The sequence below is a fragment of the Sporolactobacillus pectinivorans genome (genome assembly GCF_002802965.1).
Lineage (GTDB): Bacteria > Bacillota > Bacilli > Bacillales > Sporolactobacillaceae > Sporolactobacillus > Sporolactobacillus pectinivorans.
Genome location: NZ_NXGA01000001.1, coordinates 2,822,520 through 2,843,236 on the forward strand (window position 1 = coordinate 2,822,520; position 20,717 = coordinate 2,843,236).

The 20,717-nt window shown below is 41.6% G+C and carries 27 protein-coding genes; 9 read left to right on the plus strand and 18 right to left on the minus strand.

The features are described from left to right. Positions 1-40 precede the first annotated feature (40 nt). The 5 genes from COP04_RS13675 to COP04_RS13695 all read right to left on the minus strand — a co-directional run bounded on the left by COP04_RS13675 (position 41) and on the right by COP04_RS13695 (position 4,694). On the minus strand, positions 41-1,345 hold the full coding sequence (locus COP04_RS13675; protein ID WP_100488525.1) for an aminotransferase class I/II-fold pyridoxal phosphate-dependent enzyme: 1,305 nt from the start codon (positions 1,343-1,345) through the stop codon (positions 41-43). An 82-nt stretch (positions 1,346-1,427) separates the two neighbouring features. Next, complete coding sequence (locus COP04_RS13680; protein ID WP_100488526.1) at positions 1,428-1,655, minus strand: acyl-CoA carboxylase biotin carboxyl carrier protein subunit; 228 nt, start codon at positions 1,653-1,655, stop codon at positions 1,428-1,430. 24 nt (positions 1,656-1,679) lie between these two features. Beyond that, positions 1,680-3,098: an acetyl-CoA carboxylase biotin carboxylase subunit gene (locus COP04_RS13685; protein ID WP_100488527.1), complete on the minus strand. Its 1,419-nt coding sequence runs from the start codon at positions 3,096-3,098 to the stop codon at positions 1,680-1,682. Beyond that, a complete protein-coding gene (locus tag COP04_RS13690) occupies positions 3,064-3,984 on the minus strand; it encodes a 5-oxoprolinase subunit C family protein (RefSeq protein ID WP_100488528.1) in 921 nt (306 codons plus the stop codon). Before COP04_RS13690 ends, COP04_RS13685 begins: the two co-directional genes overlap by 35 nt. After that, positions 3,984-4,694, minus strand: coding sequence for a 5-oxoprolinase subunit B family protein (locus COP04_RS13695; protein WP_100488529.1), 711 nt, complete (start codon positions 4,692-4,694; stop codon positions 3,984-3,986). Before COP04_RS13695 ends, COP04_RS13690 begins: the two co-directional genes overlap by 1 nt. Positions 4,695-5,116: 422 nt before the next feature. Here COP04_RS13695 and COP04_RS20330 point away from each other — a divergent pair, with 422 nt between their 5' ends. Both COP04_RS20330 and COP04_RS19675 read left to right on the plus strand, forming a co-directional pair. Further along, a complete protein-coding gene (locus COP04_RS20330) occupies positions 5,117-5,488 on the plus strand; it encodes a hypothetical protein (RefSeq protein WP_239984872.1) in 372 nt (123 codons plus the stop codon). A gap of 7 nt (positions 5,489-5,495) precedes the next feature. Further along, complete coding sequence (locus COP04_RS19675) at positions 5,496-6,053, plus strand: IS630 family transposase (protein WP_157800308.1); 558 nt, start codon at positions 5,496-5,498, stop codon at positions 6,051-6,053. Positions 6,054-6,746: 693 nt separating this feature from the next. Here the strand turns inward: COP04_RS19675 and COP04_RS13715 are convergent. Next, positions 6,747-6,968, minus strand: a complete 222-nt coding sequence (locus COP04_RS13715) for a hypothetical protein (RefSeq protein ID WP_100488531.1) — start codon at positions 6,966-6,968, stop codon at positions 6,747-6,749. A 632-nt stretch (positions 6,969-7,600) separates the two neighbouring features. Here COP04_RS13715 and COP04_RS13720 point away from each other — a divergent pair. After that, complete coding sequence (locus COP04_RS13720) at positions 7,601-8,662, plus strand: G1 family glutamic endopeptidase (protein WP_100488532.1); 1,062 nt, start codon at positions 7,601-7,603, stop codon at positions 8,660-8,662. Between the two features lie 354 nt (positions 8,663-9,016). Here the strand turns inward: COP04_RS13720 and COP04_RS19685 are convergent, their stop codons facing one another. Beyond that, positions 9,017-9,181, minus strand: coding sequence for a hypothetical protein (locus tag COP04_RS19685; RefSeq protein WP_157800310.1), 165 nt, complete (start codon positions 9,179-9,181; stop codon positions 9,017-9,019). 235 nt (positions 9,182-9,416) lie between these two features. On the opposite strand from COP04_RS19685, the gene comGC reads away from it, so the two are divergent. From comGC to COP04_RS13755, 6 genes are all read left to right on the plus strand, one after another. Beyond that, positions 9,417-9,746, plus strand: a complete 330-nt coding sequence (gene comGC, locus COP04_RS13725) for a competence type IV pilus major pilin ComGC (protein ID WP_100488533.1) — start codon at positions 9,417-9,419, stop codon at positions 9,744-9,746. Further along, positions 9,736-10,185, plus strand: coding sequence for a competence type IV pilus minor pilin ComGD (gene comGD / locus COP04_RS13730; RefSeq protein ID WP_239984873.1), 450 nt, complete (start codon positions 9,736-9,738; stop codon positions 10,183-10,185). Before comGC ends, comGD begins: the two co-directional genes overlap by 11 nt. Positions 10,186-11,019: 834 nt before the next feature. Further along, on the plus strand, positions 11,020-11,376 hold the full coding sequence (locus COP04_RS13740) for a YolD-like family protein (protein WP_100488536.1): 357 nt from the start codon (positions 11,020-11,022) through the stop codon (positions 11,374-11,376). A gap of 1 nt (position 11,377) precedes the next feature. Next, entirely contained in the window at positions 11,378-11,749 is a 372-nt protein-coding gene (locus COP04_RS13745; protein ID WP_100488537.1) for a YhjD family protein, read from the plus strand. Positions 11,750-11,884: 135 nt separating this feature from the next. Next, complete coding sequence (locus COP04_RS13750; RefSeq protein WP_100488538.1) at positions 11,885-12,361, plus strand: polymorphic toxin type 35 domain-containing protein; 477 nt, start codon at positions 11,885-11,887, stop codon at positions 12,359-12,361. A gap of 1 nt (position 12,362) precedes the next feature. Next, the gene (locus tag COP04_RS13755; protein ID WP_100488539.1) at positions 12,363-12,818 is read left to right on the plus strand and encodes a hypothetical protein; all 456 of its coding nucleotides are present in this window, start codon (positions 12,363-12,365) and stop codon (positions 12,816-12,818) included. A 451-nt stretch (positions 12,819-13,269) separates the two neighbouring features. Here the strand turns inward: COP04_RS13755 and COP04_RS13760 are convergent, their stop codons facing one another. The 11 genes from COP04_RS13760 to COP04_RS13810 form a co-directional block, all read right to left on the minus strand. Further along, positions 13,270-13,662, minus strand: a complete 393-nt coding sequence (locus COP04_RS13760; protein ID WP_100488540.1) for a hypothetical protein — start codon at positions 13,660-13,662, stop codon at positions 13,270-13,272. Between the two features lie 13 nt (positions 13,663-13,675). Next, a complete protein-coding gene (locus COP04_RS13765) occupies positions 13,676-14,962 on the minus strand; it encodes a GH25 family lysozyme (RefSeq protein ID WP_100488541.1) in 1,287 nt (428 codons plus the stop codon). Positions 14,963-15,018: 56 nt separating this feature from the next. Continuing rightward, positions 15,019-15,327, minus strand: coding sequence for a hypothetical protein (locus COP04_RS13770; protein ID WP_100488542.1), 309 nt, complete (start codon positions 15,325-15,327; stop codon positions 15,019-15,021). Positions 15,328-15,407: 80 nt separating this feature from the next. Then, a complete protein-coding gene (locus COP04_RS13775; protein WP_100488543.1) occupies positions 15,408-15,545 on the minus strand; it encodes an XkdX family protein in 138 nt (45 codons plus the stop codon). After that, positions 15,545-15,931, minus strand: a complete 387-nt coding sequence (locus COP04_RS13780) for a hypothetical protein (RefSeq protein WP_100488544.1) — start codon at positions 15,929-15,931, stop codon at positions 15,545-15,547. The genes COP04_RS13775 and COP04_RS13780 overlap by 1 nt, the downstream gene beginning before the upstream one ends. 1 nt (position 15,932) lies before the next feature. Next, a complete protein-coding gene (locus COP04_RS13785; protein ID WP_100488545.1) occupies positions 15,933-17,228 on the minus strand; it encodes a hypothetical protein in 1,296 nt (431 codons plus the stop codon). Positions 17,229-17,243: 15 nt separating this feature from the next. Next, complete coding sequence (locus COP04_RS13790; RefSeq protein ID WP_100488546.1) at positions 17,244-17,858, minus strand: hypothetical protein; 615 nt, start codon at positions 17,856-17,858, stop codon at positions 17,244-17,246. Then, a complete protein-coding gene (locus tag COP04_RS13795; RefSeq protein WP_100488547.1) occupies positions 17,855-19,033 on the minus strand; it encodes a baseplate J/gp47 family protein in 1,179 nt (392 codons plus the stop codon). The genes COP04_RS13790 and COP04_RS13795 overlap by 4 nt, the downstream gene beginning before the upstream one ends. Positions 19,034-19,044: 11 nt before the next feature. Then, on the minus strand, positions 19,045-19,410 hold the full coding sequence (locus COP04_RS13800) for a DUF2634 domain-containing protein (protein WP_100488548.1): 366 nt from the start codon (positions 19,408-19,410) through the stop codon (positions 19,045-19,047). Beyond that, complete coding sequence (locus COP04_RS13805) at positions 19,407-19,754, minus strand: Gp138 family membrane-puncturing spike protein (protein WP_100488549.1); 348 nt, start codon at positions 19,752-19,754, stop codon at positions 19,407-19,409. The genes COP04_RS13800 and COP04_RS13805 overlap by 4 nt, the downstream gene beginning before the upstream one ends. Next, entirely contained in the window at positions 19,754-20,713 is a 960-nt protein-coding gene (locus COP04_RS13810; protein WP_100488550.1) for a phage protein, read from the minus strand. The genes COP04_RS13805 and COP04_RS13810 overlap by 1 nt, the downstream gene beginning before the upstream one ends. Between the last annotated feature and the right edge of the window lie 4 nt (positions 20,714-20,717).

The window sequence follows — 20,717 nt, forward strand, 5'->3', positions numbered from 1 at the left end:
GTTCAGCAATTAATTGTTGTTTTACCACATAAGTTGTTCCTCATTTAGGCTGCAGTTGCAGATCCTTGGCGCCTTTATAGATATTATTAAATAAATCCTCAAGGTTCTCTTCGTCAATTCGTGAAAAAGCAATTCTCAGATCAGTATCACTTAATGCTATCGTTCCGACGCCGTATTCATTAAGCAAATGCATACGCAGCTGATCTGCATTAACTGATTTTACTTTTAAGCAAATGAAATAGCCTGAATTAAAAGGATAGCAACCCCACGCATCGTCATATTTTCCTGAATTCATCAGCTCTCTGATTTTTACAGCGCGCCGTTTCATAATTTCAAAGTTTTCCTCTTTCTGTGCTTTTAATTCAGGTGATTGTAACGCATGCAGCACAAACGTCTGTGATGGATGCGGGCCATTGGAAATCGTTGTTCGTATCACGCCCATTACTTTCTGTTCAAGAAGGTCCTCCATTTTTTCACTGTTCACTCCAAACGTAAGAAAGCCTACCCGGAAGCCCCATGCGTACTCTTCCTTTGTGGCTCCATCTACTTTAATAGCAAGTACCCTTGGATGAAGATTAGCCAGTCGGCCGAACAATGATTCTTCGATCGAATCTCCATAGAAAAGGCCAAAATAAGCATCATCTGTTATAGCAATAACGTTAATACCCGCTTCTGCCGAATCTCGAATAGCCGCTACAATATCCTGGCTTTCTTGTTCTGTTGGTGTATAACCTGTAGGATTGTTCGGGAAATTTAGAATAATAATCACTTTGCCCTTACTTTTTTGTGAAAAAATGGCTTGTTTAAAAGCCAAACAATTGAAGTGATTATTTTCATCAAACATTGGGAAAGTAACGATTTTACCTTTTTTACTAACACCAAAAATCATTCTGTAATTTTCCCATTTTTTATCGGGCAGTATATAGATGTCGCCTTCATCAACAAACAAATCGGCGATGATGCTCAAACCATTTGTTAATCCTATTGTTCCAATTGGATTAACAAACTTTTTCCCGCGAAGGGAGGGATTGTCCTCAAGCATCTTTTTTGCCCATGCTTTGCGCAGTTCCGGTATCCCCAATGTTGAAACGTAAAAGAAGATATCTTTAGGATCGTAGAAAGGCAACGTATCATGAATCACATTTAAATAAATGGGCTCTCCGTGATCGGTAGCAAAACCCGATGTGGCGTTGAATTTTTCGGATTTTTCCGCTGCATCAGCAATTTGTTTGACATTTCCCTCCTTAGAAAAGTAAATATGCTTTCCGTATGAAGACATCATTTCATAAACATAAGGGTTCTCCTGATAAATACCATCATTTATACTTTTTGCTACTGGATTCATTGAAATTACCTCCCATACTTTTTATCCATCTCAATGGTTACAAACAACATGACTGCCTATCGTATTCTATAAGGTCAGAGATTTAAGATTTTGTCTTGATGACTACGGCAATTTCATCCTCAGATACTGGATCCCCCTCTCTAACCTTAATTTCCTGAACAATCCCGTCCTGGATGGCGTTGATCGGGATCTCTGTTTTCATCGATTCAAGAACGATCAGTGTTTCATCTTTATGAACTTCCTGCCCTGCTTCAGTATTCACTTTCCAAACCAATCCCGTAACAGATACTCTCAGTTGAACTAATGGCATAACTTAACAATCCTTTCAAACCTATTATTCTTTAGTTGATAGGTAATTTTTCACAAATCCTGTATTTATCTCGCCTGAAATGTATGCCTCAGAGGACAACATGCCAATAAGAAAGGGAATATTCGTTTTGATTCCGGAGATTTCAAAATTATTTAATGCCTCAACAAGTTGACTAATTGTTTCCGATCTCGTGTCAGCGTGCGAAATGACCTTTGCAACTAATGGATCATAATAAGGGGATACACTTGTTCCCTCTGCATATCCTGTTTCAACACGTATGCCCCTTCCTTCAGGTATCTTAAAAGCACTCAATTTTCCAGGTGACGGATAGAAATTTACTGGATCTTCAGCACATACTCTCACCTCAATAGCGTGTCCTTGATGCTCTATAGGAGATGGCAATATGGACGATGACGGTTCACCGCCCGCTGTACGGATTTGTGCTTTTACAAGATCGACACCTGTAATCTCTTCGGTGACGGCGTGTTCTACCTGCAAACGAGTATTCATTTCCAGAAAACTGTAAGCACCTTCATCGCCTCTCAGCATCTCAACCGTTCCAATATTGTCGTATTTTAGTTCTTTTAAAATATGGGCAACTTGAGCTGCAAGAGCAGAAATTTCTCCACGATCAATCGAGACGGCAGGTGATTCCTCAATCAACTTCTGGTGACGACGCTGTACGGAACAGTCTCGTTCAAAGAAGTGACAAACATCACCGTATGAATCACCCAAAATTTGAAATTCGATATGCCTGGGATTCTGCAGATATTTTTCAAGGTACACTTCATCGTCCGAAAATGCTCGAAAAGCCATGGATTTAGTATCATTAACAATTTTTATTAATTCCTCTGCATTGCTCGCTGGCAGCATACCTATGCCGCCACCACCACCCGCAGGTTTGACCAAAACGGGAAAACCGATTCTCTGCCCTTCTTTCTTTATCTCCTCTAGGTCGTTTCCAAGAATACCTGATCCAGCGCTTATGGGCATTCCATAATTTTGCATAATTTCTCTGGCAGTGCTTTTATTGGACATCTTTTCAATCCAACGAGGGGAAGGCCCGATGAACCGCACACCTATATCTTGAACGTGCGATGCAAAACTGGCATTTTCGGACAGAAATCCGTAACCTGGATGGACAGCATCTGCACCAGACTTTTTTATTACTTTCAAGAGAAGCTCTTGATTTAAGTAGCTTAACTGTGCCCGAGAGTCGCCAATGCAGTAAGCTTCATCTGCTTCACCTAAATAGGGCATATGGGCATCAGCTTCGGAATAGACAACAGCAGAACGAATGCCAAGAGCGTGCAAGGCTCGTATGATACGACGGGCTGCGTCACCTCTATTAGCAACTAGTACTTTATTAAAAATGGTCAACCACTCCTCTCTTTTTTTGAATAAGTTTCTATCTTCTGTATGGAAGTCTGCTAAATCGATCATAATAAAGCTTTTTAGCTTCCTTAATCGATAGATGAGAAAAGTGTACTTCATCCCCGGGTCTTGCCTGACCAATCATATCGAGATCAATCAAAGGCACAACACCAATTATGGGATATCCGGCCGTCACAGTTCTTCCCCTGTGCAAGACAACCGCCTGACCTGTAGGAAAAACTTCAATTGAGCCTATGCCCACACCTCGTGATAGAATTTCTTTTGGGTAGAATTTTTTTACGGGCGGGCCACTCAGTCGAATGCCAATATGGTTGCTAACGGGTGATATTTTATACGTCGCTTCATAAAAACCAGTAAAGCTATCTTTGAAAATTTCAATATCCGGCCCATCGCAAACCCTAATGTTCCAGGGCGACCCGTAATGAGGAATGACTTCCGGATTTGCTATTCGGCACTGAATGCTTTTAGCCGCGTCCTCGTTCTTGAGCCTTAATTTTTGTCCGGAAACAAGTCTTTTTCCTAGGTTAATAATTGTATCTAATGCGCAGCTTCCCAGAACTTTAGGTGCATCTATTCCCCCGCCAATGGCAATGTAGACCCTTAACCCCTTCCTGATATGGCTCACCGACAACACTTTTCCTGCAGGCAGTAATAAGGTACTCCATGGTTGAACCGGATCAGAATTAATCTTCAAATCAGCCGGAGCGCCTGTGATACATATAGGAATGTCAATTGTGCTCGTCATATCGAAATCAAATGCTGTTATTTCTATAGCGGGCTGAGCTGTCGCATTCCCAACCAAGGCATTTCCAGCTAGATAAGCATACATATCAACAGCACCATTATCACAGATACCGTAATGCTCATACCCAAGTCTTCCGCTATCCTGAATCGCAGCTATTTTTGCGGATTCGACAGTCAGATATCCTTCCACTATTCACTCACCTTCATTTCGCTGACGGTTTTCCCGTTATATTTTATGAACTCATCCTCACCTATCTCAAAAAACTCCATCATATCGCCTGGTTTATAAGGGACTGGTGGGTCGCTGTTATAGTCTATATTCATTTTTACAGGGGTTTGTCCAAGGATTCTCCATCCACCAGGGGATTCCTGTGTCATGATTGAAACTTGGCTTCCTGCCGCCGTAATGGCCCCGGCAGGTACCCTTGTCCTTGGTGTCTCTAATCGAGAAACGTCATTATTAAAATTAGATCCGAACATAGGTCCCCGATTTACACAAATAATTGGCAGAGGAGAAGAACAAAACTGCTTAATTGTTTGTTCCTCAGACAGTTTTAAACATTCGGAGACATATTGAAGATCCGGTCCCCACTTGCTTCCGAAGAGTACTGGAATTCTAAAAATTCGGCCGGGCACGTCAGCCATTTTGCCTATGTCTGATTGGAGCCATTCCTTAATTAATTCATATATTTCACAACGCTTTATAATTAGATAATCATAGTTAATAAAAAGGGTGGAATATGTAGGAATAACGCCCAAAATACCTTTTATTTTTCTAGCCCTGATTTGATGAGCGAGATAGTGAGCTTTCTGCCAGGCATCTTTCGTATACACTTTTGAGAATTCAATAAGGATGCCAGCATCCCCATAATCCTTAAATTGAAAAAGTTGATCCTTCATTTATTAATTATCTCCCCTCTGAAAAAAGTTCGTTTGATTGTAAAAGATGAATTGAATTCACCTCTAAGGTTAAGTCTATTAGAGTATAGCTAAACAACTCAATGAATTATTAAATTATTCAGATATTTATTTTATTAAATAATTAAGGTCAGTATCTCTATAATTTCAACTTTAATGGTTAATGTTATTTTACTTCACATAAAAATATAAATAAAATACAAATAATTGATGAAATATATCCATATTTTCAATATTAAACAATCTGAAATGAATATATGCTAGCTGGCTGAGAAAGCTAAATTGGAATCCATTATCAAGACGGATTTAAATATAATTGACCCTAGTGTATCGTAGCCAAGATTTTGAAATTAATTGTAATAGTTTTCCTTTTTTGATAGAATCGATTTAAAAAAGGTGAAATGATGCGTCCCATAAAATACAGTGTTGCTTTAACTGACGACGAAGTGCCTCGGCTTAAGAGTCTCTTGAAAGATAAAACAACCAATCAAACGATCCAGAAACGCAGCCAGATTTTACTGGATGCCGACATCAATCACGGCGAAACACATCAGCGCAAAGAAATCGCAAAGTATCATCGTGTGGCCCCCTCGACCATGGCCCGTGTTATCAGGCTTTTTGTGAACAATAACCTTGATAAGGCGCTCACCTTTAAACGCGGTGAGGACTCCAATCACTCACACCAAAAAATTGACGGTGAAGCCGAAGCAAAAATCATTAGCTGGTTTGCGGACCTGCGCCCGAGGGCTATGCGCGCTGGTCATTACGCTTATTAGAACAGGAATGCAAAGTCATCCTGGATGTCCCCGTGAAGAAAGACGCGATCGGCCGGATGTTAAAAAAAATGAACTTAAGCCTCACCACGATGACTACTGGGCCATCCCCAAAAAACAAGATGCCGACTTTGTAGCTCATATGGAGGATGTGCTGGATGTCTACTCACACCGATACGATCCGCAAAAACCGTTAATCTGTCTAGACGAAAAGCCCTACATGATGCACGCTGATAAAGTTCAGCCCTTACTAATCCGGAACAAAAGCCCTCGCAAAATTGACTATGAATACGAGCGGAAAGGTTCGTGTTCCATCTTCGGGCTCATTGAACCGCTGACAGGTAAGCAATATGTCGACGTCAGACCGACCCGGACGGCAGTGGACTTTGCCGAAGTGGTGCATCATTTAGTCGATGATTGGTATCCGAAAGCCGAGAAAATCGTCTTAGTCATGGACAATCTGAACACGCATCGCATCGGCTCGTTGTATAAGAAGTACCCGCCAACCGAAGCCAAACGGATTCTGGATAAGCTGGACATTCACTATACCCCGAAACACGGCAGTTGATTGAACATCGCAGAGATCGGGTTGAATCTCTTTTCGAAACAATACTTAAACCGCAGAATACCGACCCTTGAAGAACTGGATCGGGAGCTCAATGTTTGGTGCGAAGATCGTAATCGTCAATCGATTGCGATCAAGTGGCAATTTACCACAACCGACGCCCGTATCAAGTTACATTCGCTGTATCCCAAACTCACGATAGAAAATTAAAGTGAATATGGTGGCTACGATGCACTAGTATAGACAGAGAATTTCAATTTATTACTCATTCAATATGCCTCATATATATATGACAATTCGTATTTGATAGATTTTGACTATATATAGGCAATAAAAAAACATCCCGAAAGGTGCCCTGCTTTTAAAACTTATTCAAGAAAGTAATCATTGTCACCGGTTTTAACGTAGGTTATCCCATTCTCAAATATAACACTGTCTCCCACTTTTTCAGATCTCCAATCCACTTGAGTGGATTCTAGTTTCCCTGTTTCTCCGCCACTCCACACTCTGTAACTAAACCGTTCACCATTGCTATTTGTCGAACTGCATTCCCCGCTTCTCTTAAAATGAAATGAAGACATTCCGCTCTCACTCCTAAATTATTATCTTTTTACTCCTTTGATTAATAACATAAGGTTAGATGAGCATTATTTAATATCTATCATTTCTTTAAGCAGAGGCATTTTCCTGCATGGTTTATTTAAAATATTCTTCAAATCCGTAAATATTAGCGATCTTAATTCTTTGAACATTATCTAATGATTTATAATAATACGCAATCACACCGGATCTTGATAGGTTTGATAGCTCTTCTTCTAAATTTTTCTGAGCAATAGAACTATCTATGGCATTTTCTATTAAAAAATTCAATGATACTCCGTCTTTAAGCTGTTCTCTTAAAAATTCTTTTATTTTCATGACCGATTTCCTCTCTCATTTTTTATTTATATTACTATGATCAGAGAAATCTTCAACCATGAAATAAGAAGCCCTGACGGAGCGCCATGTTCTGAGCTTCGTGCGAGATCCTTCTCAGCTCCCCGACCTGCCTTTGAGTTTAGCATGCGGATTTACGGTCAGGCAATCTGGCCGCAAAGCCTACCTACACAAACTCCCTATTTTAGGGCATAATGAAGCAGTGATTTAGCACTCATAAAATACCTTTCATTTATATGGCAAATCGTATGACAAAAAAGTAAAAATTAAAGCATTTCAAACCGATAATAAAAGTGTTGCGGTGACATGGCATTTGTGAGAAGAATAGCTTTTTTATGTTCAATCCCTAGTGGCCATTCACAGTAATTAGTTTGAAATGATAAAGACGGTGTTGATTATCTAGCAAAAATATACTTTAAATACTACTAGTTCACTGTATTTGTAGTTCTGTCACTAGTTTCATTTGTCTAAATTCTTATCCTTTCTCGTAATGTTGTAAATTGGGAAATATTTCTGCTTTTTATAAAACTCATTTACTACATTAAGATGAAATTTTACTAACTAGGTAATATGATATTTTGATATAGTTAAAAATAGTGAGAGGATGATTTTATGTGAGAAAAATTGCTCTAGCAATTCTTTCAGCGGTATCTATTTTCATCGTTGCACCTAGTTTTCAATCGGATGCTCAGTCAATTCAGCCTAGACCTATCTATTTGTCTGCTCGTAAAGTGGCGTTACGTGGACATGAAACTAAGGTGACTGCACATGTAATTGCAAATAGGAAAACTACTAAAACTGCTAAAGTTACTAAGATTTCTAGAGCTGTTTCACACGTACAAGCTAAGACAAGCCAAGTTACCAAGTCTCAATCACAAACACATAATAATCAAGCAGTTCCTCCGCTTCAATTACCAAGTGGAACGCAAGAATCATCAAATTGGTCTGGATACGCAGTAACCCCAGCGTCAGGTTCTTCGGCATATACAAGTATAACGGGTAGCTGGATCGTACCCAAAGCTTCCGGTAGTTCAGCGTCGGTCAGCTCTCAATGGATTGGATTAGGCGGTATGGGTTCGAGTGATCTCCTTCAGATGGGAACCGTTGAACAGTTTCAGGGGAACCACGAAATTGCCACTCTATTTTGGGAACAACTACCTGCAGTCTCTCAGAATTTAGTAACGGTACCCGTAGGTTCGAAAATCATGACCAAGATTTTTGATCGGAATGGTTCAGAATGGTCTCTGAACTTTAAAGTGATCGAACCCAACGGTCACATTTTGACCCCAAGTGTTTCGGTCAACCTGGACAGTGGCTACGCTTCCGGAATTGGGACTTCAGCGGAATGGATTAGCGAGGATCCATCTGATCAAAATGGTAATTTGTACCCCTTAGCAGATACCGGAGTTGTGGCATTCACTAATGCAGAATCTAATGAAGCGCCTATAAATTCGAGTAACAACCAAGTTCAGCCCATTGCATTGGTCAATTCAATAGGCAGTGTACTAATCGCCCCCTCAACGATATATTCAGAAGGGACGGCGTTCTCTACAACAGAGATTGGCTATCAATCTCTGTATTCGAGAAATGGTTGGCATCGATACGGTTTCCGCAGTACTGGGCACGACTTCCGTGGAGGTCGACATAACTTTCATACAAATGGATTCAGATATTAAATATTAACTAAAGTCCAAAATGAGAAAGTAGCCATGGATTTACAATAAGATTATGTGTTGCGTTAACACTCTTAATTAAAAATAACTTCAAATAACCTCACCTATTTATTGGTGGGGATTTTTAAGTATTGTTTCGAAATTATGTAAAGTTGATGCAACTGGGAACATTTTATTTAGAGCTTTTCAGACATACATTTCCTCGTGCGCTCAACAAATGTTTGAATACTAGTCTTTCTCATCTCAAGTAAGTCAGCAATTTTTCCATATGAAAACAGCTCAACCTTTGCCAATATGTAAACTTCTTTCCTCTCTTCGTCAGTTCACACAGTGCATCTTCTACCACAGCAGGATCCGTCAAGTGGACTCTCGTCCGGTCAGCATCCATATGGCATCGTTCCGGATCCCGCCCCACTTCACCACATATTCCATGTCCCTGATCATCCCACCGATGATTTTTCTATCTTCCGGATCTGCAAAAAGCAGAAAAATCTTTGTGCAGTAGGTTTTGAACTTTGTCACAATTTTTTTGTCCTATAAAAAAGGATTAGATCCAATGTTGTCGAATTTTTTATTTATAATCTCCTCTCTCTGCTGACCTGTTAGGAGGTGTTGCTTTTCTTTTTTCAGTTTTCTATTTTTTTCCTACCGCTTCACCCCTTCCCGTTTTTCTTCTATTTTACATTTTCTTCTGCTTCATCTTCAATCAAAGCTTGTCTTCAAATCGTTAATATCCCACCACAAAGGAGTTCTCCGTATGTTTAAAACCTTTCGCAGATTGATTCTCGCCTCTGAAAGAGCTTTCACCCTCATTGAAATGATGATCGTCCTGATGATCATATCTATTCTTCTGCTGATTGCCGTCCCCAATATGATCAAATCGCAGTCTGTCGTTCAGGACAAAAGCACGGAAGCGACCGTTAAGATGGTGCAAAGCCAGATTGCCGCCTATCAGATGGATCATGATGGCGAACTTCCGCCTTCTCTCGACGTTCTTGTTCAACAGGACTATGTCGATAATATTAAAACGTCTGAAGGCCGTGCTTTGATTTATGATACGGCAACAGGAAAAGTCCATGCGCCTTAAACTTCGTAGCGATAGGGGGTTTACACTTATCGAACTGCTGATCGTTGTGGCCATTGCCTGCATCATCGCCCCTATCTCTTTCCTTTCCTTATCACATACTGCCGATGAACAAAAAATGAGACATTTTGCCGAGGAAATCAGGGAAACAATCAGCGATACACAGATGGAGGCCGTTCTCAAATCAGCACCATTCAAGATAGTTTTCAATACTCAGAATGGCTACTATCAGGTGATCAGTGCCAGCCAGGTGACTACGAGAACAATGGACGCGCGCATCAAAGTCTTCAGCAATGTGAATACTCAATCCATCATGATCAATGCGGCCGGAAAATTTCTTCAGCCGGGTACTTATACCTTTTTTATGGGAGCAATTAAGTATCAATTGGTTTTGCAGCTCGGTCAGGGGAGGTTCCGCATTGTAATGGCAGCCGTTATCTAAGCTGAACAAAGGTGAAATTGATGCCCTGATACTAAGGCATTTTTTACTTTTATCGATTATTTCGATTCACATTTCTGACCAAAACTGAGCATGGTTTGTGGGGCGCATTTTGGGGCAGACCTGAAAATAAAACCTCCCCTTTTTAAGAAAAGGGATCCATCTATTACTACAATTCTTTCATTCTGAGTAAAAGATCGATCATTGTGTACACTTTTTATGATTTTCCCATTTTGCAATTATACATTCTATCGTGCATAATCGCTTTGTGAGAGAGATTATATATGGATATTCTCCTGTCCAGGCAACAGGAGAATTTTTTTACTTTATTCACCGTTCTTGCAATCATCAGCCTATATACATATAGGAGGCGATTTTACATGTCATATGATAAAAGAAGTTTAATTACTATCAGTCGGATATTTGATGAGGATTTGTTTACGGAATGGGAGTTAGAGTATGTTAAGCATGAATCAGAAGAATGGTGGTATTTTATCTTCGAATATATTGGCTTCTTGAGAGGTACGGATGAGTCGGTTTACATATGCCACGACCCTCAGCTTAGGCAGTCATTACTCTTATCCAGGAGAAGATCTGCGCTCTGGAAAAAATTTTCAACTGTTGGCATGTGTAGCAGCAAGCTTTAATATATCTGTCCCCAGAGAATTTGTTGATGGCTGAATTGCCCAGACTTTTCCTGATAAACAATTTCGACAATATAGCTCCTTGGCACGCAAATCACGACCCTATTGATCATATTATGCAGAACGTATGTTTTATTTTCCAGTATTATTAGAACGCACATTCGTATATAATATTTGAAAAGGGGTGAGGTTGATGAATAAACTGACACCAGGTAGTAATATGCGCTGGGAATCTAGCCGAATGATGCTGCCGGAACATGTGCAAGCGCTCAGGCAACATGACATTGATAGGATGAAGATTGGGCGACCCGATCTGGATGAAGACGAGTTACAGGAAATTCAGAGATCACTACAGACCGTGATTAAGACCCACGAGTTTGTCGAATTATCTTATTACAAAGATGGGTTTATAAAACAAAAAATATGTACGATTGCAAAGTTAGATCCGTATGAAAAGATTGTTCAGGTTAATGATGGATTCGGAATGAGTTATAAATTTACTTTTGCCGATGTGATGGATATACATGTCGTCGTTCAGGATGGAGAGTGACATGTTGGATGCAGATCGTGTAAAGATTATTACAGACGAAGAATACATGGTTGTTAAAAATCATGCCCTCCTGCCGCTCGTGCTCAAAGCGCTTATATATGATAAAAAGCTGCTGACCGCTTCTCACTTAAAATTTATTAATGAATATCTCATCATTATAGATGCCGCGATTGTTAAATGTCAGAAAGCGATAACACAGAACCGGCAAGATATTTTTTATTGCCATATACGCATTGTAGATCATGATTGGTTAAACCATGAGATGATGTTCGATAATCACCCCTATCCGATTGGCTTCGACAAGGAAAGTGCCGTCAAATGGATACGGGATACGGCTGCCGAATATTTTAAGGCCAGTGAAGATATGATGTGATCCCTGCACTTAGGTGTGGGGATATTTTTGTATAATTGTCGATTTTTGTCGAAATAAGCCAAATTAAATTTCTGCAAATTTATTCCATTAATGATAATATCGACTTATTAAAATTTTTCAAAGGATGTGTTAGAATTGAGAAAAAATATTTTGCTGTTATTCGTTCCAATTTTGTTGTTCTTTGCTCTATCTCTTCCGCATATCGCAAATGCCCAAGACGATAGTGAATTCGCGGGTGGAGGTTACGGGGAGTTTGGGCCCGTTGAAATGCCTGGAGGTTTTGATGAAGGGGGTGGTGACAGAGGTGGGGAGAGAATAGCTTATAGTGAACCATCTTATATAAAAGAATTAGATAAAAACACCCGGAACCAGAATCATATCATTGAGGGAAGTAAAGGTAATGATCACAAATGGAGATACATCGCGAAACCTGTAAATTGGAATCACGTAAAACCATATGTTGAGAAAACCATGAGAAATGGACGTAGAGTTCTTGAAAATCGTAAACTTCAAGTGTATAGAAAAGACCTTGAAATAAAGGGTCACAAAGTATCCGTACGATATCGTGTAATTAAAGGCACGGCACACATTTCAACTGCGTGGGTGAATTAAAATGGGAAAACTTTATGAAGCATTAAAAGAAAATGACCTAAATAAATCCCTGATTTATTCCAGAAACATCGATTCTAAGGAATTATTTGAAGAAATTTGTAGCTATATTAATCAAGATACTAACAATTTATTTTGGTATACTGTCCTATTAAAACTTTTACTTGAAAAGGAAACTCCAGAACTTCATGAAGTACTCTTCAATATTTTTATTACTGACCTAGTTTATGTGAATGGTGCCCCACAGAGCGCACTTTTTCATGCAAAAAGATCTATAGAATTAAGTAATGAAAAAGACCCAAATTACGTTCAGTATCTTGTTAATCTTCTTATTTTGAGCGTAGCCCCTTATCACTTAATTCCTGAAGAAAAATCAAAACCGATTATTCAAAAAGTTTTAAAACTAGATCCTAATAATGAATTTGTTAAAAGTGAAATGGAACTTGGGAGCTTTCACTAAAAGTTTTTGATCTATCCGCCGGTCAACGACCGGTTTTTATTATATAAAAAGAAGTCTGCGCATTCTCGCAGGTTCACAATTCAATGCATGTAATTTACAAACATTAATTCAAGAAAAGAGCCTTATTGTTCATTAGGCTCTTTTTCATCTGCTTTGGCTTCGCTTTTATTATTCTTGTTCATTAATTTCAAGACATTGATGGTTTGAATTATGATACTCTGATATAAAGCTAATCCCGTTAACTACTTACATATGTTCGAACTTACAGTAATAAAATATTGGCCATGTTCACAGCATATTTGTCAATAATATCCATTTTTTCATCACACGAGAAGAGCCCTAAAACTTCAAAGTGAATATAGAAGGTAAGATTATTTTCAACAAATTTTTCACCATATATAGATGCACTAAAATACATTTATGTATGCCCACAGAGTGGGCTTTTCGTATGTCATTTTGCAATGGGTGACTGAACTGCGTTGGTACCGGCTACTATTGCTGAATTCACTTCAGAAGCAACTTGTTTCCCGTCGCTCTGAAGTTCTGTCAGCAGGTTCTTCACTTCATCCTCAGTGATCTTAATTCCTTTTTTCTGAGCAAATGCAGCAATTACCTCGGCACCCTTTTCAACCGTTGCCGGCGATTCAAGCACCCGGGCAACTTCAGATGCAACCTGTTTCGTAAGTTCAGCAGCAGTGGACTTGGAGTTCAGAAACTCCTGTGCCTTTTTCAGTTTGGCCATATCTGAGTGCTGCTTAATATATGTGGTTAAAAAAATGCCGGCAGCGGCAGCCACCAGTTTAATTGCGTCAGTAAGTCCAGATGAAATAATGGATTGGAACATTTGAATCTCTCCTTTAATATTTAATTTTCTCGCCAGGTTTAATCAAGTCAGAATGTAGATGATTTACAAACTTCAAATGAGAAACTGAAGTATGCTTCGCTCTTGAAATTTTCCAAAGTGAATCACCACGGTGTACAGTATAAATGTGGGTTGATGTTTTAGCGATCGACTTTGAGGTAGCTGCCATCAGTCTCAGCTTTTCTCCCGGATAGATCAGCCACGAGTGCAGGCCATTAAACGACATGATTGTTCTGTAGCTGACACCGAGCCTCTCGCCAATCGAGGATAAAGTATCACCTCGGCGAACGACATAAGCATTTTCTGTAGCGCTCACTTTCTCAGTCGTCTTTTTCACTGCACTGATAGCCGCTGCGCTTGGTTTTCTACCGGCCTTGATATTTGCCAACAGCGCGATGTTCTGTGCCGCTGTGCCCTTGTACTCGCTCATCTTGACGACGATCCCATAATCTACCGCCAACTTTGTACGGTTTGCAAAACTAGAATTAATCTTTTTGCTCTTTAAATAGTTTACAAGACTCACACCACCGACCTTACCAACCTTGCTTGATACCGCACCCGTATACTTGCCAGCATAATCAATATTTACGTCGAAATAGCCATATCCTGGGAACAATTTTTGCGTGCTGCTCCACTGATGTGCACCTCGATTGTATCCGGGATCAAGAACTGTTCTCCCATCAAAAGCATATCGCGCAAGCCAAGGTTGATTATTATCCAGTTTTGACGGGATCAATCGATTGCCGTAATAATGGCTTCCGCTATAAACATCCGTTTTGACGTAACCAAGCTTGTGCAGCTCGTCTAAAAAAGCATTGACATAATCCGTTAGCTGGCTAGCATCTCTCGTCAGTGACGCATCTTCGATGTCCAGAACTGCATAGCCGTCCGCCGTTTTAGAAAATCCATCTGCTTGCAGATTTTTGTCAAACCAACGTGCTTCTGACTGCGCTTCAGAGACGCTTGTCAGGTGTCCAAAATGATAAACAGACACACGCAAGTCAGCGGCCCGGGCGTTTGCAATATTGACAGCTGCCGCTGGATCGCGCCTACTGGTGCCTTCCGATACTTTTACTACGACACCGTCAATGTGCCCTGCTTTCGCCGTCTGGTAAACCGATAGCGGTAAACCTGACTCGGACTGATAATGAGATACGTCAATGAAGTCGATTCGGCCAGACGCAGATGCCGGCAGCGCAAAAGAAAACGCCAGCCCAACGGCCAGCGCTAAAGAGATTATTTTTTTCAAATTACTCCATCTCCCAATATGATATTTTCCCATAATTTCTACTCACCTCCTCCCAATGTTATGTATAAAAATAGCGCCCGTATGGACGCTCACTTACTGAAAAAGAAGTTTACGAGAATAGTTGCTAGTGTGACCACGCCACCGATGGGGATTGCTAGTTTACCAATCGCTTGCCAAATGGATATGTGCGCTTCTTGTTTCTTTTGCTGTATTCCGCCAAGCATCCGTATGACTTCTGTATTTTGCTCCCGAAGATACTTGTTTGACTCATCGTTACGGGCATTCCCATCCTTAATCTGATCGGATAGGGAATTGATCCGGTCTCTGATGTCGTCCTGCCCGTCCTCTAACCTGTGAATTCTTGCCTCATGATCCTCAATACGTGTTTCTACATCCACCCTATCCACCTCTTATGAGTGCAAAATAAAAAGACCTCTTGAAAGGTCTCGATCTTCCAAATTCGCAAACGTTTGCGAATTTAAACTGCTACATAAGCCTGACCAGTAATCGTCTGATAGTCATCCGCCGTGATCCACCCTGCCGATACAAATACCTTCATCTGGTCGACTGTGTAATAGCCCTTCTGATAATAAGACGTAATCCATGACTTCCACATTATGAAGCACCTCCCGGCTGTATTTGTGCGAGTTGAAGCATGATGGCAGCATTCTGATTTTGAAGATCACTGATTGTCTGTGCCTGCTGAGCTGACTGCAAAAGAAGTTGAGCATTCTGCTGCTGAAGCAACTCCACGTTGTTAGGAGACGGTGCTGCGTGTAAACTATTAATATAGTCTTGGGTAGCACCTTCCAGCCATTCAGCTCCGTTCCACTTTGGTTTATAGAATCCGTTCGGGGGTGCTGTCTCTACACAATCATTAGGAATTTGCGGCACAGTACTTGTCGTCGTGCCGTCCTCATTTTCCGTAACCACTGGCGAGTCATCGAAAATAACCGGAGCCACAAATAACTCGTTGGTGTCAATCTGATAGATTTGCTTCATATTAATCACCTACCCAGAAAGAAGTCGTCAAAACAGTTGGAGCACTGCTAGTACCTATGGATGTACCATCTAATGCATTAAGATAAACTTTTCCGTCTGAATTAATTCTTACCCCAACAGCATTGTAATTTCCTAAGTTTAGATTATAGTTTAATGCTACGGTGCCAATGTTAAAGCTGGGAATACATCCAGTGGGTAATTGGAAGAGAACATTACCGCTATACCAGTTTAATATATTAAACATCAGATGCACCACACCGAGTGCACCTTTGGCGTATTTACATGTCCCAGTAGCACCATTTTGCAGCACTGCATCATACCACTGCATATTTGCCAAATTAGAAGCAGAAACAGCATCTATAATTCCATATCCCGATAGTGTTGTCGGCTTTCCTGTTGCGATTTTTGACCAATCGAGGGCTGGAATATCCGCTGATGCCAATTGTGTACCCGATGTGACACGACCCTTTGCATCAACAGTTAATTTTGTGTATGTTCCTGCTGTTACACCGGACGCAGCAAGTGCAAAAGAAAGTGCGAGGTTGGCAGAACCATCAAATGAGCCACTTGTTGTGCCATCACCAGATATTGAGAGAGTGCGAGCAGTAGCCAGCTTACTCGCTGTTTCCGCATTGCCAGATGTGCTTTGATTTCCTGCAGCATTTACCCCTGGCAAAGAAATATCCGAAGAACCATCAAATGGAACTCCGCCAATGTTTCTTGCGGTGGCTAGCTTTGAAGCGGTTGGTGCGTTTCCCGCGGTAGGTAAAAAATAAGATGAATCATGGCCATCTAAGAGGTCTGCGTCCAATCCAGAACCCGAACCATCTACTGTCAATAATTTTGCCAATACGCTCTCCGCGGTAAGCACTGCGGATATGGAGATATTTGCACTGCCGTCAAATGAAGCGGAGCCAGTTGCATCCCCACCCAGTCCAATCGTTCTAGAAGTCTGCAACTTACTCGCCGTTGCTGCGTTTCCATCGGCATTCCCAGTGATTGATGCCGGGAGTTTGGCGCTCGAATTAAGCAGCAAAAGTTTATTCGCTACAGCAGTCGCAGAAACTTGAGAGTTTGGGACAACTGTATTAATGGCATTCGTAATTGCCTGTGTGATCTCGTCTTTCGTGTATCCGCTCTGTTGAAGTTCTTGCAGAGCCAGGTAAACCAAATTGAAAAACCAGTTGAACCAGTCTGCTGGGGGCTTATCAGACGCTGCCCAACCCGCATCTTTTTTTGTTTGTGGTGGCTCAGTACCTACCGCATTCCATTCTGGTAATGGTTTTGTAAAAGTCATTTCATACCACTCTCCTTAAATCGGTAACTTATAATCATCTTCCGGGGCAAATAGACCGCCGAAGATGCCACCGGTCGTTTGGGCTAAATCGGCGAATCCATCGATGCTTGTTTCCAACGAAGTTCCGCTCGCGAACCCGAATGTGCCTTCCAAATTGATGCTCGTAATGCTGACTCCTGCCGACACAACTTGCTCGACAATTTGGATAAACTGATTGATACTTAAGCCGATGCTGTTCAGTGCAGTGAGCGGAGCACGTTGTACGATGATTGCAGCTGGTGCCGAGTCCGCTTGAATAACAATATCAGTCAGATCACAGCTGAGCGTTTTGGCGATCGCCGTAATCATCTTGTTATAAGTGCCATCCGACTGTCCTTGCACGATTTTCGCGATAATGATTGACCGATATATTTCATCTGGCATCTGTCCACGCGGTTGGGAAAAATCAGCACCGATAAGATCCAGTGTTGTACCCTTCGCCTGCTGCAGGTCACGCCAGGACTCGACTGTACTGATGGTATCAGATAGGGTATCGACTTCATCAGAAATAATCGTCAGGACTTTGCCGATGTTAGACTTTGGGTCCTTGATATATCGGTCCGTCAGTTTCGAGATCCAGTCTTGTATCATTCGTGCGTCACCTCAATTGCGGTAATGCTCGTCTGTGGTGCCTCATTCGGGCCGATAACGACATTTTCCGTACCGAGTGTTTCATCCGTGCTCCGGCCGACTTGGATGGTCACATCATCAATGCCTGCGACCGCATACACACACGAGAATAACCGAGAGTAGACCACGTCCTCGCCCATCAACAGCCCAGAATAGAACGTGCCATCAGCATCCGTGCCACCGATGTAATTAAGTATGTTCTGCTGTATCTGAGCATCCCCGTCTGTCTCATATTTGGCATTCGTTTTTATCGATATAGCCAGCTTTATATCAATCTGCGCTGCAAAATCAAATTTTACTTTATGAGTAGTACCGCTGCTATCGACCACATTCACCGTTTGATTGCCAACGGTCTCTATACCTGCTGCCACTGAGTTGAGCAGTGTATCTGCAACATCCGACGCTATGCCACCAAGTACATATGCATGCACTGACTTAGCAGGATTTCCAGCACTGTCCGTTTCCAGCGTGTTATTAACAATCACGTTTGCTGATCGAACCCCACTCGTTTCCAGCAACTTTGCCACAATCGATGGAAAAGTTGCATTACCTGTGCTACTGCTACCAGCCACAAGACGTTGTCGAAACTCATCATCTGTTTCCTGATCTCGTCCACCTGTCGCTGTTGCTGCATTCGTCACCGACGTAATGTTCGAATCCGGATTTGCCTGCACTGTAATGGCACCAGCTGCCACGTTGGTATCAATCCCGGTATCGGTTGAAACAGCATCAACGGTCCCAATACCGGTAGTATCCAAAGTTAAATCCGCGATCGTCTCAAATTGAATACCGTCGCTTGTCTGAAATACGGTGCCTTCTGGAACTTCAAAATTTACTTGACCGGTGATCGTCAGCGTAACGTAACTGTTTGCCGCAGGAATGCGACTGGTGCCCATCAACGTGCTGAGCCGATCTAGTTGCACACCTTCGGACTTTGTGACAAATCCGGCATTGTATACACTTTCGGTCAGTTCCCAGGCAATAGAGAGAAACCACGCAAAGAGGATAATCAAAATGCCAAGAAAACTTGTCTGCGACACATTGATATCCGCACCCCACAATTCCCGAGCCTTGTTCTGCATGTCCGAAACTAAATCGGCATATGATTTTTTATGAAAGCCAGTAGAATCAAGCATAAATTTACCTCCTAACTTTCAATACCAACGTCATTTAATGAAATTTCTCCAGTTTGATCTGCCTTAGTCATGGAAAGCGATATAGACCTGGTACGTTTACTGCGATCATCATTAAAATCAATTTCTTCTACAGACGAAATTCGCGATTCCTGTGAGATCGCCTCGACAATGTCATCATGTGTCGCGTCTTTATCCGCTTGTTTGCCAACCAGGTTGTCATGAGATAGGCCGAAGTCTTCATCCATGAATAATTCGCCCTTAACTGTTTTCAGAATGCTCTCGACAGACTGTACAAGCTCCTGGTCACCATCGACCATAACCATGTCGCCATTTTGAAAGACAAGATCGCCGTTCTGATCAATCAAAGGTGCTTTCATGTCTGTATCACCCCGATCACAAAAGCATCCGTCAAATCATGTGTCCGTGTTGAGTCTGGATCAATCATATCTGCACCATGCATATTATCGATCGCACGGTCAGCGAATAGCAGAAGTACGACGTTTCCAGGTGCAAGATCACCCACATGTTTCAAGACAGGAGCATCCTCAACGAGTGGCCAATCGTCTACGTTATCATTGGAATCAACAGTCAAAAAAAGAGGCTGCACACTGGCTGTGTGCGCCCCAGAGTTATATTTAAGTACCTTCGCAGGTGCCGAAACATAGAGACTCAATTTGATATTCCGTATCAGTGAATCATAAAAACCCGTCTGTTTAGACATCAGATGACATTCACCTCCGTGGTGAACGAGCCTCCATCGCAGACATGTTTGCCGATCTTTGCTCTGAATTTTCCATTACAGGTAGCGCTTTGCACGCTGATAATGCTGGCCGTTGTAATCCGGTGCTGCAAAAGACACTTTACGGTAAATCCCTTTCCAGTATCATCATCAAATGGCGTCGGACTCTCGATCAATCCAGAATTTACATTCAACGTGAAATTTTCATCGTTGCCTTCGGTTATCGAACGAATCACCATCTTGCCGCGTCGATAATATAAAGCGGCTTTGCAATCGCGACAGACCTCTTCAAGGTTATTTTCAATGAGACCAGTGACCCGATACCCTTTTGTATAAACCTTGTTATACGGAACAGATAACTGAGCTAGTTTAATGCCCAGATCCTTAACTAGCCGTTTGATGATGGTCGATCCAAGCGTTCCCGCCGCAAAGGTGATGACATGCGTCCGCTTCTTATATTTCGCTACCTTGACCGTTTTATAATGGATATAACTTACATACTTCCGGCCATGCTCGTAATGAACTTTTCTGATCGGTGTGGCCAGTTTAACCCGCTGATTCACATAGTATTTTTGTGCAGGATCCGATTCAGCCAGTGTCACTGTTTTATGTGAATAATCTTCGCCCTCTACGAATGAGATTGTTGTTTTTTTGTCGACACCGTCTTTGCTGGTCAACACCGTTGAAATGCGACCGCTGGCTATCACACCATAATCTCCGCGATAGCCAGCCTGAACCGTACAGATCATTCCGCCTTTGATTCGACTGATTGTTGCCGGAGATAAATTAAAAATATCAACGGTTGATGTATTCGGCTTGGCATCATCATCAAAGGGAACTTCAAAATGTATCTCCATCTGATCACCAGTTATTTCGGTTGAAAGGCTTCCACTAATCTGTATCTTGATGACTCGGCCATAAAGTAAAGCATTATTGGCCATGATT

What these genes read in the sequence shown, in the direction of transcription:
- COP04_RS13675 (WP_100488525.1), bottom strand. Translation starts at nt 1,345, where the DNA reads ATGAATCCAGTAGCAAAAAGTATAAATGATGGTATTTATCAGGAGAAC.
- COP04_RS13680 (WP_100488526.1), bottom strand. Translation starts at nt 1,655, where the DNA reads ATGCCATTAGTTCAACTGAGAGTATCTGTTACGGGATTGGTTTGGAAA.
- COP04_RS13685 (WP_100488527.1), bottom strand. Translation starts at nt 3,098, where the DNA reads ATGATCGATTTAGCAGACTTCCATACAGAAGATAGAAACTTATTCAAA.
- COP04_RS13695 (WP_100488529.1), bottom strand. Translation starts at nt 4,694, where the DNA reads ATGAAGGATCAACTTTTTCAATTTAAGGATTATGGGGATGCTGGCATC.
- COP04_RS20330 (WP_239984872.1), top strand. Translation starts at nt 5,117, where the DNA reads ATGCGTCCCATAAAATACAGTGTTGCTTTAACTGACGACGAAGTGCCT.
- COP04_RS19675 (WP_157800308.1), top strand. Translation starts at nt 5,496, where the DNA reads ATGCAAAGTCATCCTGGATGTCCCCGTGAAGAAAGACGCGATCGGCCG.
- COP04_RS13715 (WP_100488531.1), bottom strand. Translation starts at nt 6,968, where the DNA reads ATGAAAATAAAAGAATTTTTAAGAGAACAGCTTAAAGACGGAGTATCA.
- comGC (WP_100488533.1), top strand. Translation starts at nt 9,417, where the DNA reads ATGTTTAAAACCTTTCGCAGATTGATTCTCGCCTCTGAAAGAGCTTTC.
- comGD (WP_239984873.1), top strand. Translation starts at nt 9,736, where the DNA reads ATGCGCCTTAAACTTCGTAGCGATAGGGGGTTTACACTTATCGAACTG.
- COP04_RS13740 (WP_100488536.1), top strand. Translation starts at nt 11,020, where the DNA reads ATGAATAAACTGACACCAGGTAGTAATATGCGCTGGGAATCTAGCCGA.
- COP04_RS13745 (WP_100488537.1), top strand. Translation starts at nt 11,378, where the DNA reads ATGTTGGATGCAGATCGTGTAAAGATTATTACAGACGAAGAATACATG.
- COP04_RS13755 (WP_100488539.1), top strand. Translation starts at nt 12,363, where the DNA reads ATGGGAAAACTTTATGAAGCATTAAAAGAAAATGACCTAAATAAATCC.
- COP04_RS13760 (WP_100488540.1), bottom strand. Translation starts at nt 13,662, where the DNA reads ATGTTCCAATCCATTATTTCATCTGGACTTACTGACGCAATTAAACTG.
- COP04_RS13765 (WP_100488541.1), bottom strand. Translation starts at nt 14,962, where the DNA reads ATGGGAAAATATCATATTGGGAGATGGAGTAATTTGAAAAAAATAATC.
- COP04_RS13775 (WP_100488543.1), bottom strand. Translation starts at nt 15,545, where the DNA reads ATGTGGAAGTCATGGATTACGTCTTATTATCAGAAGGGCTATTACACA.
- COP04_RS13780 (WP_100488544.1), bottom strand. Translation starts at nt 15,931, where the DNA reads ATGAAGCAAATCTATCAGATTGACACCAACGAGTTATTTGTGGCTCCG.
- COP04_RS13785 (WP_100488545.1), bottom strand. Translation starts at nt 17,228, where the DNA reads ATGACTTTTACAAAACCATTACCAGAATGGAATGCGGTAGGTACTGAG.
- COP04_RS13790 (WP_100488546.1), bottom strand. Translation starts at nt 17,858, where the DNA reads ATGATACAAGACTGGATCTCGAAACTGACGGACCGATATATCAAGGAC.
- COP04_RS13795 (WP_100488547.1), bottom strand. Translation starts at nt 19,033, where the DNA reads ATGCTTGATTCTACTGGCTTTCATAAAAAATCATATGCCGATTTAGTT.
- COP04_RS13800 (WP_100488548.1), bottom strand. Translation starts at nt 19,410, where the DNA reads ATGAAAGCACCTTTGATTGATCAGAACGGCGATCTTGTCTTTCAAAAT.
- COP04_RS13805 (WP_100488549.1), bottom strand. Translation starts at nt 19,754, where the DNA reads ATGTCTAAACAGACGGGTTTTTATGATTCACTGATACGGAATATCAAA.
- COP04_RS13810 (WP_100488550.1), bottom strand. Translation starts at nt 20,713, where the DNA reads ATGGCCAATAATGCTTTACTTTATGGCCGAGTCATCAAGATACAGATT.